The 13,792-nt window shown below is 70.7% G+C and carries 13 protein-coding genes; 10 read left to right on the forward strand and 3 right to left on the reverse strand.

Going from position 1 to position 13,792, the window contains the following annotated elements; genetic code table 11:
• Nucleotides 1–19 precede the first annotated feature (19 nt).
• The 9 genes from LX83_RS19790 (at nucleotide 20) to LX83_RS19825 (ending at nucleotide 10,010) form a co-directional block, all read left to right on the forward strand.
• Nucleotides 20–1,261 (forward strand): cysteine desulfurase family protein, encoded by a 1,242-nt coding sequence (locus tag LX83_RS19790; RefSeq protein ID WP_253773495.1) that lies wholly within the window; start codon nucleotides 20–22, stop codon nucleotides 1,259–1,261.
• 5 nt (nucleotides 1,262–1,266) lie between these two features.
• Nucleotides 1,267–2,367 carry a tRNA 2-thiouridine(34) synthase MnmA gene (gene mnmA / locus LX83_RS19795; RefSeq protein WP_253773563.1) on the forward strand — a complete coding sequence of 367 codons (1,101 nt, stop codon included), beginning with the start codon at nucleotides 1,267–1,269 and terminating at the stop codon, nucleotides 2,365–2,367.
• Between the two features lie 830 nt (nucleotides 2,368–3,197).
• Nucleotides 3,198–4,412 carry a helix-turn-helix domain-containing protein gene (locus tag LX83_RS19800; RefSeq protein WP_253773497.1) on the forward strand — a complete coding sequence of 405 codons (1,215 nt, stop codon included), beginning with the start codon at nucleotides 3,198–3,200 and terminating at the stop codon, nucleotides 4,410–4,412.
• A gap of 399 nt (nucleotides 4,413–4,811) precedes the next feature.
• Nucleotides 4,812–5,042, forward strand: coding sequence for a hypothetical protein (locus LX83_RS19805; protein ID WP_253773499.1), 231 nt, complete (start codon nucleotides 4,812–4,814; stop codon nucleotides 5,040–5,042).
• Nucleotides 5,039–5,173 (forward strand): hypothetical protein, encoded by a 135-nt coding sequence (locus LX83_RS37895; RefSeq protein WP_301328484.1) that lies wholly within the window; start codon nucleotides 5,039–5,041, stop codon nucleotides 5,171–5,173. The genes LX83_RS19805 and LX83_RS37895 overlap by 4 nt, the downstream gene beginning before the upstream one ends.
• 279 nt (nucleotides 5,174–5,452) lie before the next feature.
• On the forward strand, nucleotides 5,453–5,791 hold the full coding sequence (locus LX83_RS19810; protein WP_253773501.1) for a hypothetical protein: 339 nt from the start codon (nucleotides 5,453–5,455) through the stop codon (nucleotides 5,789–5,791).
• On the forward strand, nucleotides 5,788–6,684 hold the full coding sequence (tgmB, locus tag LX83_RS19815) for an ATP-grasp ribosomal peptide maturase (protein WP_253773503.1): 897 nt from the start codon (nucleotides 5,788–5,790) through the stop codon (nucleotides 6,682–6,684). Before LX83_RS19810 ends, tgmB begins: the two co-directional genes overlap by 4 nt.
• A gap of 59 nt (nucleotides 6,685–6,743) precedes the next feature.
• On the forward strand, nucleotides 6,744–7,901 hold the full coding sequence (locus LX83_RS19820) for a methyltransferase domain-containing protein (RefSeq protein ID WP_253773504.1): 1,158 nt from the start codon (nucleotides 6,744–6,746) through the stop codon (nucleotides 7,899–7,901).
• Between the two features lie 564 nt (nucleotides 7,902–8,465).
• Nucleotides 8,466–10,010, forward strand: a complete 1,545-nt coding sequence (locus LX83_RS19825) for a fatty acyl-CoA synthetase (protein WP_253773506.1) — start codon at nucleotides 8,466–8,468, stop codon at nucleotides 10,008–10,010.
• Here LX83_RS19825 and LX83_RS19830 read toward each other — a convergent pair.
• Entirely contained in the window at nucleotides 10,000–10,611 is a 612-nt protein-coding gene (locus tag LX83_RS19830; protein ID WP_253773508.1) for an NADPH-dependent FMN reductase, read from the reverse strand. The genes LX83_RS19825 and LX83_RS19830 overlap by 11 nt on opposite strands.
• Before the next feature lie 100 nt (nucleotides 10,612–10,711).
• Here LX83_RS19830 and LX83_RS19835 point away from each other — a divergent pair, with 100 nt between their 5' ends.
• Nucleotides 10,712–11,569 carry a helix-turn-helix transcriptional regulator gene (locus tag LX83_RS19835; RefSeq protein WP_253773510.1) on the forward strand — a complete coding sequence of 286 codons (858 nt, stop codon included), beginning with the start codon at nucleotides 10,712–10,714 and terminating at the stop codon, nucleotides 11,567–11,569.
• A 71-nt stretch (nucleotides 11,570–11,640) separates the two neighbouring features.
• On the opposite strand, the gene LX83_RS19840 is transcribed toward LX83_RS19835, so the two are convergent.
• Both LX83_RS19840 and dnaK read right to left on the reverse strand, forming a co-directional pair.
• Entirely contained in the window at nucleotides 11,641–12,015 is a 375-nt protein-coding gene (locus LX83_RS19840; RefSeq protein ID WP_253773512.1) for a MerR family transcriptional regulator, read from the reverse strand.
• Nucleotides 12,016–12,021: 6 nt separating this feature from the next.
• Nucleotides 12,022–13,792 (reverse strand): molecular chaperone DnaK (gene dnaK, locus LX83_RS19845; protein ID WP_253773514.1); only part of this gene is annotated, 1,771 nt, incomplete at its 5' end.

A 13,792-nucleotide genomic window follows, 5' to 3' on the forward strand; every position in this document is an offset into this window, starting at 1 on the left:
CGGGCTACCCTTGGAATCGATGACCTACCTCGACCACGCGGCCACCACGCCGATGCTGCCGCAGGCCATCGCGGCGATGAGTGAGGCGCTGTCCACCCTGGGCAACGCCTCGTCGCTGCACACCTCGGGCCGGCGGGCGCGTCGCGTGGTGGAGGAGTCCCGCGAGGACATCGCCGACGCCCTGGGCGCGCGCCCCTCCGAGGTGATCTTCACCGGTGGCGGCACGGAAAGCGACAACCTCGCGGTCAAGGGGATCTACTGGGGCCGGCGCGATGCCGACGGCCGGCGTCGGCGGGTGCTGGCCTCGGCCGTGGAACACCACGCCGTGCTGGACGCGGTGGAGTGGCTGGCCGACCGGGGTGAGGCCGAGGTCACCTGGCTGCCGGTGGACGCCCAGGGCCGGGTGCGGCCCGAGGTGCTGGCCGAGGCCATCGCCGCCAACCCCGACGACGTCGCGCTGGCCACGGTCATGTGGGCCAACAACGAGATCGGCACGGTCAACCCGGTGCGGGAGCTGGCCGCCGTCGCCGCCGAGCACGGTGTGGTGTTGCACACCGACGCCGTGCAGGCCGTGGGCGCGCTCCCGGTGCACTTCGCCGAGTCCGGAGCCGGCGCGCTCACCCTGACCGGCCACAAGCTCGGCGGCCCCTACGGCGTTGGCGTGCTGCTGCTCGGCCGGGACGTGCCGTGCGCGCCGCTGCTGCACGGCGGCGGCCAGGAGCGCGACGTGCGCTCGGGCACCCTGGACGTGCCGGCCATCGTGGGCCTGGCCACGGCCGTGCGGATCGCCGTGACCGAGCGGGCCGAGACGGCCAGGCGGCTGACCGCGCTGCGCGAGGAGCTGATCGCCGCGGTGCGCCACGCCGTGCCCGACGCCGTGCTCAACGGCGACCGCGGTGAGTCCACTGTGGATGGCGGACCGTCGCGGCTGCCGGGCAACGCGCACTTCAGCTTCCCCGGCTGCGAGGGCGACAGCCTGTTGATGTTGTTGGACGCCAAGGGCATCGAGTGCTCAACGGGGTCGGCGTGCACGGCCGGGGTCGCCCAGCCCAGCCACGTGCTGCTGGCCATGGGCGTCGAGCCGGCGGCGGCCAGGGGGTCGCTGCGGTTCTCCCTCGGCCACACGTCCACCGCCCAGGACGTGGCCGCGCTCGCCGCGGCGATCGGCCCGGCCGTGGAGCGGGCCCGCGGTGCCGGCCTGGCCGGGCTGCGCCGGGCGGCCGAAGCGACCAGGACCAGTCAGCAGCCCGTGGAGGCGTGATCACGATGCGTGTGTTGGCCGCGATGAGCGGTGGAGTGGACTCGGCGGTGGCCGCCGCCCGTGCGGTCGATGCCGGCCACGACGTGGTCGGCGTGCACCTGGCCCTGTCGGCCAAGCCGGGCACGCTGCGCACCGGCGCCAGGGGCTGCTGCACCGTCGAGGACGCCCACGACGCCCGCCGGGCCGCGGACCTGCTCGGCATCCCGTTCTACGTGTGGGACTTCGCCGAGCGGTTCACCCAGGACGTGATCGAGGACTTCGTCGCCGAGTACTCGGCCGGCCGCACCCCCAACCCGTGCCTGCGCTGCAACGAGCGGATCAAGTTCGAGGCGTTGCTGGACAAGGCGCTCGCCCTGGGCTTCGACGCGGTCTGCACCGGCCACTACGCCCGGCTGTCCGTTGTGGACGGACGCCCGCAGCTGCGGCGCAGCGCCGACGCTGGCAAGGACCAGTCCTACGTGCTGGCCTCGCTGACCAGCGAGCAGCTGCGGCACTCGCTGTTCCCGCTCGGTGACTCCACCAAGACCGAGGTCAGGGCGGAGGCGGCCGAGCGCGGCCTGGCCGTGGCCGAGAAGCCGGACAGCCACGACATCTGCTTCATCCCGGACGGCAACACCCGCAAGTTCCTCACCGACCGGCTCGGCGAGCAGCCCGGCGTGCTGGTGGACGACGAGACCGGCGAGGTGCTCGGCGAGCACAGCGGCGTGCACGGCTTCACCGTGGGCCAGCGCAAGGGCCTGGGCATCCAGGCACCCGCGCCCAGTGGTCGTCCCCGCTACGTGCTGGCGCTGGAACCGGTGACCGGCACCGTGCGCGTCGGCGGCGCCGAGCGCTTGTCCGTGGACCAGATCGTGGCCAGCCGCCCGGTGTGGCCGTCCGGCGAGGTGCTGGGTGGCATCGCCGGCCCGGTGGAGTGCGTGGCCCAGGTGCGCGCCCACGGCGGCACGTCGCCGGCCGTGGCCGAACTCGTCGGCGACCAGCTGCACGTCCGCCTGCGCGAGCCGCTGCAGGGCGTGGCCCCCGGCCAGGCCGTGGCCCTGTACCGCCCCGACCGCACCGCCGGCGACCTGGTCCTGGGCAGCGCCACCATCACCACCACCCGCTGACCCCTCCCGCGAGTCGACTTTGCAAACCCCGCGAGTTGACGTTTCGCGCAGGCCCATTCGGGTGATCGGGGCTGCCGCGTGCCGGAGGCCAGCCGCCGAACCGGCCACCCGCCGGCGAGGGACGTGCTGAGGTTCGGAACCCCAAGCGTCGGGCGACACGCCGGGAGGTTCCGAACCGGGGCGTGGCGTGTCGTCCCGGGTTCTGGGATCATGCCGCTCGGTGCCCGGGATGATCAGCATGTTGATGCTGGTCTTCCAGGGCGGCCAGGTCCTCATCGGCCCGCAAGGGATCGCAACACAATCGCCTGAACGACCAGGCGCACTATGATGACCGGCGGCCAGGTCCTCATCGGCCCGCAAGGGATCGCAACAAGGCCACGCAGGGCGCTGGGGAAACGCGCATCACCGGCGGCCAGGTCCTCATCGGCCCGCAAGGGATCGCAACACCGCCGATGGGCAGATCAATGGAACAACTGAAGCTGCGGCCAGGTCCTCATCGGCCCGCAAGGGATCGCAACGCCACCGGTGCCGTCCTGGCGCCGACGTTCCGCGGCCGCGGCCAGGTCCTCATCGCCCCCCAAGGGACCACGGAGCCGGCGGCCTACCGGCTGGCTGAGTAGGCGCCAGACACAGAGCAGCCCCCGGCCACCAGGTCTGGTCGGGGCTGCTGCGTGCCGGCAAGCGCCCGGACAGAGCTGGCCTTCACTGAGGCCAGAAACCTGGTCAGTTCGGCCTGCCCGAGGGACGGGATGTGACCGCGGACAAGCGCTTCCCCAGGAGCGGCGGCTAGTCTGAATTTGATCCTCACCGGCAGGACAGGTAGGTCCAGCATGTATGACGACAGCCAGCACATCGGCCGGTTGCGAGAGATTAGACTGTGGCGCCAACTCAGCATTCGGGCAGTTGCGGAACTGTCTGGCCTCAGCTTCGGATACTTGGCCAAGCTTGAACGCGGAGAGAAGCCGGTAACGAAACGCGCCACACTGGAATCCTTGGCGACTACTCTTCGGGTTTCGCCCACTGAACTAACCGGCCAGCCCTATGGGCCCGCTGGTCAGGAGTCAAGTGAAACCCACGAGGCGCTGATGTTGCTGGAGGAATCGCTTGAATCCTTCGAGTTGGGTGACGACCCCGGAGGGCCAATCCGGGAGTGGCACGAAGTCAGGGCTGATGTCGACCGGCTTGCTGATCTCACGCATGTGAACGCTGACTATGCCAAGCAGGGTCTCCTGGTTCCCAAGCTCATGGCGGAGTTGCACGCAGCGTATGTCCGGCAGCACGAGCATCGTCGGGACGCATTGCTCTGGTTGATTCAGTGTTACAGTGCTGCCTGCTGGACAACCAAGAGGCTGGGTGGGCGTGGACTGCCGCTCGTGGCGGCCAGGATGGCGCAAGAGTGTGCGCGAGAACTCGAAGCTCCGCAATGGCTGGGCTACGCGACCTGGCTGCGTGGTGACGCGTCCGGCCAATTTGGCCGACAGCGGCAGTACCTGAGGACCGTTCGGACAGCGGACGATCTCAGGGGCTCCTTGAATGACCCGGAAGTAAGCCAGGTTTACGGGATGCTGCATCTCTCTGCGGCATTAGGTGCTGCCGCACAGCGGGATCGTGATGCGGCCATTGCTCACCTTGACGAAGCTGGTGCTGTTGCGAACCGTCAACAAGACGAGGTGGGTAATTTCGCTCGGCTCTGGTTCGGGCGGACGAACGTCGGAATCTGGAGGGTGGCGATAGCTGCGGAGTTGGGAGATGGGCCGAAGGTGGTGGAACTGGCCAAGGATCTGCACCCCGAGGTCATTCCTTCGCGGAGTCGTCAGGCCGAGTTCCTGTGCGACTATGGCCGGTCACTGATGACTGAGCGAGACACCTGTGACCAGGGTTTGTCAGCGGTGCTGCGCGCCGAAGCCCTGGCGCCCCAGCGGGTAAGAAATGACGTCTTCGTGCGCGAAGCTGTCGCGGATTCACTGCGGCGAGCCCGCCGTGACGCTGGAGGGCGGGAACTGCGCGGACTCGCCTGGCGGATGGGAATTGCCCCGGTCGGATGATCTGTCGAAGTGTGTCCTTGAAGGACAATCCCGGCACCCCCTGACACATAGCGTCACCTCCACAACGGAGGTGGCGCTTTTTCTTGTTGGGCGTCGAGCGCGATCACCAGAACGGGTTTCGCCCCGCCACCCCGGCCAATTCGCACGGGAGGTGGTCGTGGTCGACGCACTCTTCGCCGGTGCCGCCGCTGGCCTGGCCCTGATCGGTCTGGGCCTGCTCGCCCAGATCATTCACGACGTCCGGACCGCCCCGCCTCGCCGCACACCCACACCAGCCCCGTCCCCCGACCGGTCGGCCGCGCTGTCTTCCCCGGCTGGGTGTGCCCGACCCGTGGCAGGGCCGGGTGCCCTCCTCGACCCCGGCCCTGCCACGACCCACCCGGCACCGGAGGCGGCGCGGTGACCACCAGCACCAGCCGGCGGTTCCTGTGGTGGCGGACCGTGGACGGCACCTGCCACGCCTTCACCGCGGACCAGGCCGGCGGGACCGACGACGGCCTGTGCGAAACCGCCTGCGACCACGTCGTCGCCGAGCAGGACCTCGTCAGGGCGGCCGGCCCGAAGCTGTGCGGGCACTGCCTGATCGTGGTCGGGGCGGGCATGCCGGACGAGGCGAGGTGGCGGGGATGAGCCGGGCCGACGGCGAACTCGACCCGGTCGAGGCGATCATCTTCCGGACCGGGATCGGTGTGCGGCTGCGCGATCTTCGGCTTGCCCACGGCCTGACGGTGTGGACCAGGCGGCGGCGCGGGTCGGGGTGAACCGCAAGACCGTGTTGGCCTACGAATGGGGCGACTGCCAGGCCCGTTGGCCCCGGTTGGTGCGGCTGTGCGCGCTGTACGCGGCCGAACCGCTGGACGTGCTCATCACGGCGGCGGCCGGCGTCCACCGACACCGGGGCCGCACGGCCGGGCGTGACGGCTCGGCCTGCCACGTGGACTGGTGGCGGTGGCCGTGGTGTTCACACTGCCGATCCGACTACGACACCGTGAGCACCATCAGTAGCAGAAAGCAACTAACCGTAACCAACGGAGATAGCTATGCCCATCACCACGGAAACCCGCCTGCTCGCGGGTGAACTGTCCTCAGCAGAGCAGCGCTTCCCACTGCCCCGACCGGCGCTCACCGTTCCCCTGGCCACCGACGCCTCGACCGAGGGCATTCGGCCGTTCGGGATGCGCTTCTTCCAGCCCACCGGGGCCGCACAGGCCCCCGAACTCCCCGCGCACCGCTACAGCACCACGCGTCAGGTCTCGGTCGACAGCACCACCGGTGAGCCGATGGTCCGGACGCTGAACGCATGGGACCGGACCACCACCGGCGGCGCGGACGGCAACGGCCCGAACGTCGAAGAGCACAAGATGGACTTCTGCGCGTGACGGTTCTCATCCTGGCGGAGGAGTACGACCCGAGCGTCGATCGGGTCGTACTCGGCCTGGCCGACCGGGTTCCGGTCGCCAGGGTGAACCTCGCGTGGTTCCCCGGACAGCTCACCCTCGACGCGGAGCTGTCCGGGGGCTTGTGGCACGGGGTGCTGCAAACGCCGGAACGCGACATCGTCCTCGGCGACGTGCGGTCAGTTTGGTTCCGCCGGCCCGCCCCGTTCGTCTTCCCCGACGACATGACACCTGCGGTCCGCGCGCACGCGGAACGCGAAGCCCGCTACGGCCTGGGCGGGGTACTGGCCTCGATGCCGGTGCGGTGGGTCAACCACCCGCACCGCGACGCCGACGCCGCGTACAAGCCGCACCAACTCGCCACCGCCCAGCGGTGCGGGTTGGACGTGCCGCGCACGCTCATCACCAACGACCCACTGGCGGTGCGCCGGTTCGCCGCGCACGTCGGCGGACGCCTGGTCGTGAAGGTGCTGGGCTCGAACGTCCTGTACGAGGACGGGCAGCGCAAGGTGGCGCACACCCACGTGCTCACCGATGACGACCTCGACCAGGTGGCGCAGGTGCGCGTGACCGCGCACCAGTTCCAGGAGTGGGTGCCCAAGCGGCACGAGGTCCGCCTGGTCGTCGTCGGCCGACGACTCTTCGCCGCCGGCATCCACGCTGGCAGTCCAGCGTCTGAAGTGGACTGGCGAGCCGACTACGACGCGCTCACCTACTCCACTGTGGACGTGCCCGACGAGGTCGCCGCCGGGGTGCACGCGTTCATGGACGCCTGCGGGCTGGCGTTCAGCGCCCTGGACTTCGTCGTCACCCCCGACGGGCGATGGGTCTTCCTGGAATCCAACAGCGGCGGCCAGTACGGCTGGATCGAGTAGGAGACCGGCCTGCCCATCAGCACCGCCATCACCGAACTACTCGCAGGAGAGCAGCAATCGTGAAGGACTGGCAGAGCCGGGCCCGGCAACTCACCGGCCAACTCGCCGAGGGCGGCGCACTGCGCAGCGAACCGTGGAGAGCCGCGTTCGCGGCGACGCCGCGGCACGAGTTCGTTCCCGCGTACTACGAGCAGAACCCCGACGGCACCTGGCGCGAGATCAACGCGGACCTCGACCGCGACACGTGGCTCACCGCAGTCTACTCCGACGAAACCCTCATCACCGCCCTGACCGACTCCGTCAACGGCCACGGCAACGACCGGCGCGCGGTGTCGTCGAGCACCCAGCCATCGCTGATGGCCCGGATGCTGGAAGCCCTCGACGTCCGGGACGGGCACCACGTGTTGGAGATCGGCACCGGCACCGGGTACAACGCCGCGCTGCTGTGCCACCGGCTCGGCGACAGCCGCGTGCACTCCGTGGACATCGACCACCACCTCGTTGAGGCCGCCCAGCAGCGGCTCACGCGCGTCGGATACCTGCCCACGCTGCGCGCCTGGGACGGGGCGCGTGGCCTTGCGGAGCACGGGCCCTACGACCGCATCATCGCCACCTGCGCGGTCCCAGCGGTCCCCTATGCCTGGGTGGACCAGTTGCGCGGAGCCGGGGCGATCCTGGTGGACGTCAAACCGGCGACGATGGGCGGCAACCTGGTGCTGCTGCACCGCGATGGCGACCAGGCTGTCGGCCGGTTCCTGCCCGGCTGGGCGGGCTTCATGCAGATGCGGCACAGCACGGCCTCCGAAGAGGCTCGGCGGCTGCCCCGGCCCGACCGGTCGGAGTCGGTGTCCCGGGTCGCCAGCGTCCCGGCCGTCCCCTGGGAGGCGCCGGTCCCGTGGTTCCTGGCGACCCGCACCATGCCGGTGGGCGTCACCTTCGGGCAGCGGTGGGACGAGCACACCCAGCAGGTGGGCGACACCTACCTCGCCGCGCCGGACGGCTCCTGGTGCGAGATCAGCGCCGAGGACGAGCACGGCAAGCGGCGCGTGTGGGAGGGCGGCCCGGTGTCCATCGTCGGCGCGATCGAAGAGGCGTACCGGCTGTGGCACGACCTTGATGAACCCGGGTGGGACCAGCTCGGCTTGACCGTGACGCCGCACGAGCAGTACGTGTGGCTGAACGACCCGGCCAGCCCGCACCGGTGGCCGGTGGCGTAGCCGGCCCTCCGAAGCACGAAGCGCCCCCGCACTGCCCGAGGAAATGGGCGTGCGGGGCTGCATTGTGGCGGGAACGGGGTTCGGAACCCCAAGCGTCGGGCGACACGCCGGGAGGTTCCGAAGTGGGGAGTGGCGTGTCGTCCCGGGTTCTGGGACCATGCCGCCTGGTGCCCGGGGTGATCAGCACGTTGTCCCTGATCGTTCAGGGTGGCTGCCACCTCATCGGCCCGTAAGGGATCGCAACCAACTCCATGCGTTCACGCGGGAATCACCCAACACGTGGCTGCCACCTCATCGGCCCGTAAGGGATCGCAACCGGCTGAGCAGCAGCCACACCAGCAGGCCGCCCTCAGCGCCCGCCACCTCATCGCCGCTACGGGGAACGCAGGAACGCCCCTTCCGTGCCCGAAGGTTCGGGTGATCGGGGCAGCATCCACCGGCAGCCGGGTGACCGCGCCCGTGCCGGCCGCTGGCGGTCTCGTGGTTCCCGTGAGCGGGTCGGCCGGTTAGGGTGCGATCGGCCGGTGGTGGGGACGGGGTTGTCCCCCGGCGGAAGGGGGCGCGGTGTCCGAGTCGCTGGCGGCGGGTTCTGGGGCGGTGCGGTCGAGCACGGTGGCTGATGTGTTGCGGCGTGGCGCGGCCCGTCATCCCGATCGGGTCGCGCTGCACTTCACCGACCGGTGCTGGACCTATGGCGAACTGGACGCGGCGGTCAGCCGGGCGGCGGCGCACCTGCTGTCGCTGGGCCTGAGCAGGGGGGACCGGGTCGCGGCCTACGGGCACAACTCCGACGCCTATCTGATCGGGTTCCTGGCGTGCGCGCGGGTCGGGTTGGTGCACGTGCCGATCAACTACAACCTGGCCGGCGGTGAGTTGGCCTACCTGCTGGGGCAGTCCGGCAGTCGTGCGGTGCTGGTCGATCCGGTGCTGGCGGACAACGTCGCGGCCGTGCGTGACCAGTCCACAGTGGACCACGTGATCCCGTTGCGCGACGCGGCCGGCTCGCTGCTGGAGGTCGCCGCGACCGGGCCGGCGCCCGACCTGTCGGCGCACGCGCCGGCCGACACCGACCTGGTGCAGCTGCTGTACACCTCGGGCACCACCTCGCGGCCCAAGGGCGCGATGATGACGCACCGGGCGCTGGTGCACGAGTACCTGTCCTGTGTGGCCGCGCTGGACCTGCGCGCCGACGACGTGCACCTGCACGCCATGCCGCTCTACCACTCGGCGCAGCTGCACGTGTTCCTGTTGCCAGCCCTGGCCGTGGGCGCCACCAACCACCTGGTGGAGAAGCCGGTGCCGGCCGACGTGCTGGCGCGTATCGAGGCCGACCGGATCACCTCGTTCTTCGCCGCGCCAACGCTGTGGGTGGCCATCGCCAACCACGCCGACCTGGCCACCCGCGACCTGGCCACACTGCGCAAGGCCTACTACGGCGCGTCGATCATGCCGGTGCCGGTGCTGCACCGGCTCCGCGCGGCCCTGCCCGGGCTCGGCTTCTACAACTGCTTCGGCCAGTCCGAGATCGGTCCGCTGGCCACCGTGCTGCGCCCCGACGAGCACGACCAGCGACCCGACTCGGCCGGCCGGCCCGTGCTGTTCGTGGAGTTGCGCGTGGTCGACGCGGCCGGCGACGACGTGCCGGACGGCGAACTCGGCGAGGTGGTGTACCGGTCGCCCCAGCTGTGCGTCGGGTACTGGGACAAGCCGGAGGAAACCAGCGAGGCGTTCCGCGACGGCTGGTTCCACTCCGGCGACCTGGTCCGCCGGGACGCGCAGGGCTACCTCTTCGTGGTGGACCGGATCAAGGACGTGATCAACACCGGCGGTGTGCTGGTCGCCTCCCGCGAGGTGGAGGACGCCCTCTACACCCATCCGGCCGTGGCCGAGGTCGCGGTGATCGCCGTTCCCGATCCGCGGTGGATCGAGGCGGTGACCGCCGTGGTGGTGGCCAAGGCCGAGGTCACCGAGCAGGAGCTGATCGAGCACACCCGGGGCCAGCTCGCCGGCTTCAAGGTGCCCAAGCGGGTGCACCTGGTCGACGAGCTGCCCGGCAACGCCTCCGGCAAGCTGCTCAAACGCGTGCTGCGCGAGCGGTTCACGCACTGATCTCCGCGTACGGCGTGTCCCGCCGGGCCCGGTGCAGTGCGCCGCCCCACCACCACAGCTGGTCGAGCAGCAGCTTGGCGGCCTCGTTGGCCAGGTCCGGCCTGCTGGGCTGGCCGGTGGCGTCGAACTGCTCCCAGTAGTTGGCGAAGCTGACCGACGCCTGGGTGGTGACCGCGTGCATCTCGGCGAACACCAGCCGGAGCTGTTCGACCGCGCGCAGGCCGCCGCTGATCCCGCCGTAGGACACGAAACCCACCGGCTTGGCCTGCCACTGGGTGTAGTGCCAGTCGATCAGGCTCTTGATGGACGCGGGAAAGCTGTGGTTGTACTCGGGCGTGACCACGACGAAGGCGTCCGCCGCGGCCAGCCGGCCGGTGAGGTCGGCCATCTCGGCCGGGCGCGGGTAGGCGTCGCCCTCGGCCTTGGGGGAGGCGTTGGGCAGGGACAGCGGCAGCGCCACCTCGGCCAGGTCGATCAGGTCCACGGTGAACTGGCCGTGCTGACGGGCCTGGGTGGCGAACCAGTCGGTGACGACCGGGCCGAACCGGCCCTGGCGGACGCTGGCGGTGATCACGGCGAGGTTCAGGTTCTCGATGTTCATGCCTTCACCCTGCGGCGCTGGCGCGCGCTGAGGAAGGCCGGGCCGAAGCTGGCCCTGGCGGGGCCACCTTCCGCGCCCCCGCCCGCGTTATGTTGGCCGGGTGAGTGACAACGAACTGGGCGAGTTCCTGCGTGACCGGCGCGAGGCGGTCACCCCCGCACAGGTCGGGTTGCCCGCCGGGCCCCGGCGCCGGGTGCCCGGGCTGCGCCGTGCCGAGCTGGCCACGCTCGCCGGGGTGAGCGTGGACTACCTCACCCGGTTGGAACAGGGCCGGGACCGGCACCCGTCACCGCAGGTGCTCGGCGCGCTCGCGGACGCCCTGCTGCTGTCCACCACCGACCGGGACCGCCTCCAGCTGCTGTGGGCCAGGACCAAGCCCCGGCACATGTGCCCGAGGGCGATCACGCCCCCGGACCGCACGGCGCGGGCGAGCCTGCTCGCCCTGCTCGACCGGCTCGAACCAACCCCGGCGATCGTGGTCAACCGGCTGGGCGAGGTGCTCGCGCACACCGCCGGCTACGAGCGGCTGGCCCGGCCGGTGGGCCTGCTGGACGGGCGTCAGCCCAGCCTGGTCCGGTTCGTGTTCACCGATCCCCGGGCGCGGTCGACCTACCTGGACTGGGACCGGGTCGCCGACGAGCAGATCAGCGACCTCAAGGCCGACTCGCACGGCAGCGACCCGGTGGTCACCCACCTCGCCGACGAACTCGCGGTCACCGCGGGTGCGGCGTTCACCGACCGGTGGCGGGCCGCGGCCAGGCTGCCCAGCCGCACCGGGATGCAGCGGTGGGCCCACCCCGACGCGGGTGAGCTGCGGCTGAACTACGAGTCGCTGCAGGTGTCCGACATGGACGGTCAGCGGCTCGTCGTGTACCTGCCGGCGGACGAGGCCACGGCCGGGGCACTGGACCGGCTCACCGGCCGGCAGCCCGGCGCGCTGCGCGTGGTGGCCGGCTGACGCACCGGGTCACGGGCCCCGACGCACCGCGTCACGGTGCCACCCACGCACCGCGTCACCGTGTCACCAGGTCACGGTGTCACGGTGTCACCGCCGCACCGCCCGGTGGGCCGCTCGCCGAGCCCGCGCAGCCGGGCCTGCACCTGGTTGAGGCGTTGGCGCAGCACGGCGATGGTGTCCAGGAGTTCCAGGATGCGCCGGATGCCGGGCACGTTGATGCCCTCGCGCACGGACAGCTCCCGGATCAGCCGCAGCCGGTCCAGGTCGGCGCGGGAGTACCGGCGCTGCCCGCCGGGCACCCGGTAGGGCTGGATCAGGCCGCTGCGCTCGTAGCCGCGCAGGGTCTGCGGGTGGATGCCGACGGCCTGCGCGGCCTTGGCGATCGGGTACAGCTCACCCGGTTCCCGGCGGGGTGCGGGTGGCTGGGCCGGTGGTGGCACGGGCATCGGCGCTCACCCGGCTCCACGCTGCCGCGCCTGGTCGTCGTCGACGATGTCGGCGTCCAGCACCTCGTCCCCGCCGGCACTGCTGGCCCCGCCGGCACCGGTGGTGTTCGCCGTGGCGTACAGGGCCCGGCCGATCGCCTGCGACTCGGTGGTCAGCGTCGTCACGGCCGCGCGGATGGCCGCGATGTCGCTGCCCGTGAGCGCCTCGTTCGCCTCGTCGATGGCGGTCTTGACCTTGGTCCTGACGTCCTCGGGCAGCTTGTCGTCGTTGTCCTTGATGACCTTCTCGGTCTGGTGGACCAGTGTCTCGGCCTGGTTGCGGACCTCGGCCTCCGCGCGGCGGCGCCGGTCCTGCTCGGCGTGCGCCTCGGCGTCCCGGACCATCCGCTCGATGTCCTCAGTGGACAGTGTGGGTCGGCCGGTGACGGTCATCGACTGCTCCCTGCCGGTGCCCAGGTCCTTGGCGGACACCTGCACGATGCCGTTGGCGTCGATGTCGAAGGTGACCTCGATGCGCGGCACGCCGCGCGGCGCTGGCGCGATGCCGGTCAGCTCGAACCTGCCGAGCAGGGTGTTCTCCGCGGTCATGGCCCGTTCGCCCTGGAACACCAGGATGGGCACGGAGGTGTAGTTGTCCCCGGCCGTGGTCACGATCTCGGTCTTCTTGGTGGGGATGGTGGTGTTGCGCTCGATGAGCGTGGTCATGATGCCGCCCTTGGTCTCGATGCCCAGGGACAGCGGGGTGACGTCGAGCAGCAGGACGTCCTTGACCTCGCCCTTGAGCACGCCCGCCTGCAGCGAGGCGCCCACGGCCACGACCTCGTCGGGGTTGACGCCCTTGTTGGGCTCCTTGCCGCCGGTCAGCTCCTTGACCAGCTCGGCGACGGCCGGCATCCGGGTGGAACCGCCGACCAGCACCACGTGGTCGATGTCGCCCACGGAGATGCCCGCGTCCTTGATCACGCTGTTGAACGGGGCGCGGGTGCGGTCGAGCAGGTCGGCGGTGATCCGCTGGAACTCCGCCCGGGACAGCGTCTCGTCGAGGAACAGCGGGTTCTTGTCGGCGTCGACGGTGATGTAGGGCAGGTTGATCGAGGCGTTCATCGACGAGGACAGCTCGATCTTGGCCTTCTCGGCGGCCTCGCGGATGCGCTGCAGCGCCATCTTGTCCTTGGTCAGGTCGATGCCGTTGCTGGACTTGAACCGCTCGACCAGCCAGTCGACGATGCGCTGGTCCCAGTCGTCGCCGCCGAGGTGGTTGTCGCCGCTGGTGGCGCGGACCTCGACCACGCCCTCGCCGATCTCCAGCAGGGACACGTCGAAGGTGCCGCCGCCGAGGTCGAAGACCAGGATGGTCTGTTCCTTCTCGCCCTTGTCCAGGCCGTAGGCCAGGGCCGCGGCGGTGGGCTCGTTGACGATGCGCAGCACGTTCAGGCCGGCGATCTGGCCGGCCTCCTTGGTGGCCTGACGCTGGGCGTCCTCGAAGTAGGCGGGCACGGTGATCACCGCGTCGGTGATCTCCTCACCGAGGTAGGCCTCGGCGTCGCGCTTGAGCTTCATGAGCACGCGCGCGGAGATCTCCTGCGGGGTGTACTTCTTGCCGTCGATCTCGCTGGTGGTCCAGGTGGTGCCGATGTGGCGTTTGACCGACCGGATGGTGCGGTCCACGTTGGTCACGGCCTGGTTCTTGGCCGACTGGCCCACCAGGACCTCGCCGTTCTTGGCGAAGGCCACGACCGAGGGAGTCGTGCGGGAACCCTCCGAGTTGGCGATCACC

It is taken from the genome of Goodfellowiella coeruleoviolacea (assembly GCF_024171785.1).
Lineage (GTDB): Bacteria > Actinomycetota > Actinomycetes > Mycobacteriales > Pseudonocardiaceae > Goodfellowiella > Goodfellowiella coeruleoviolacea.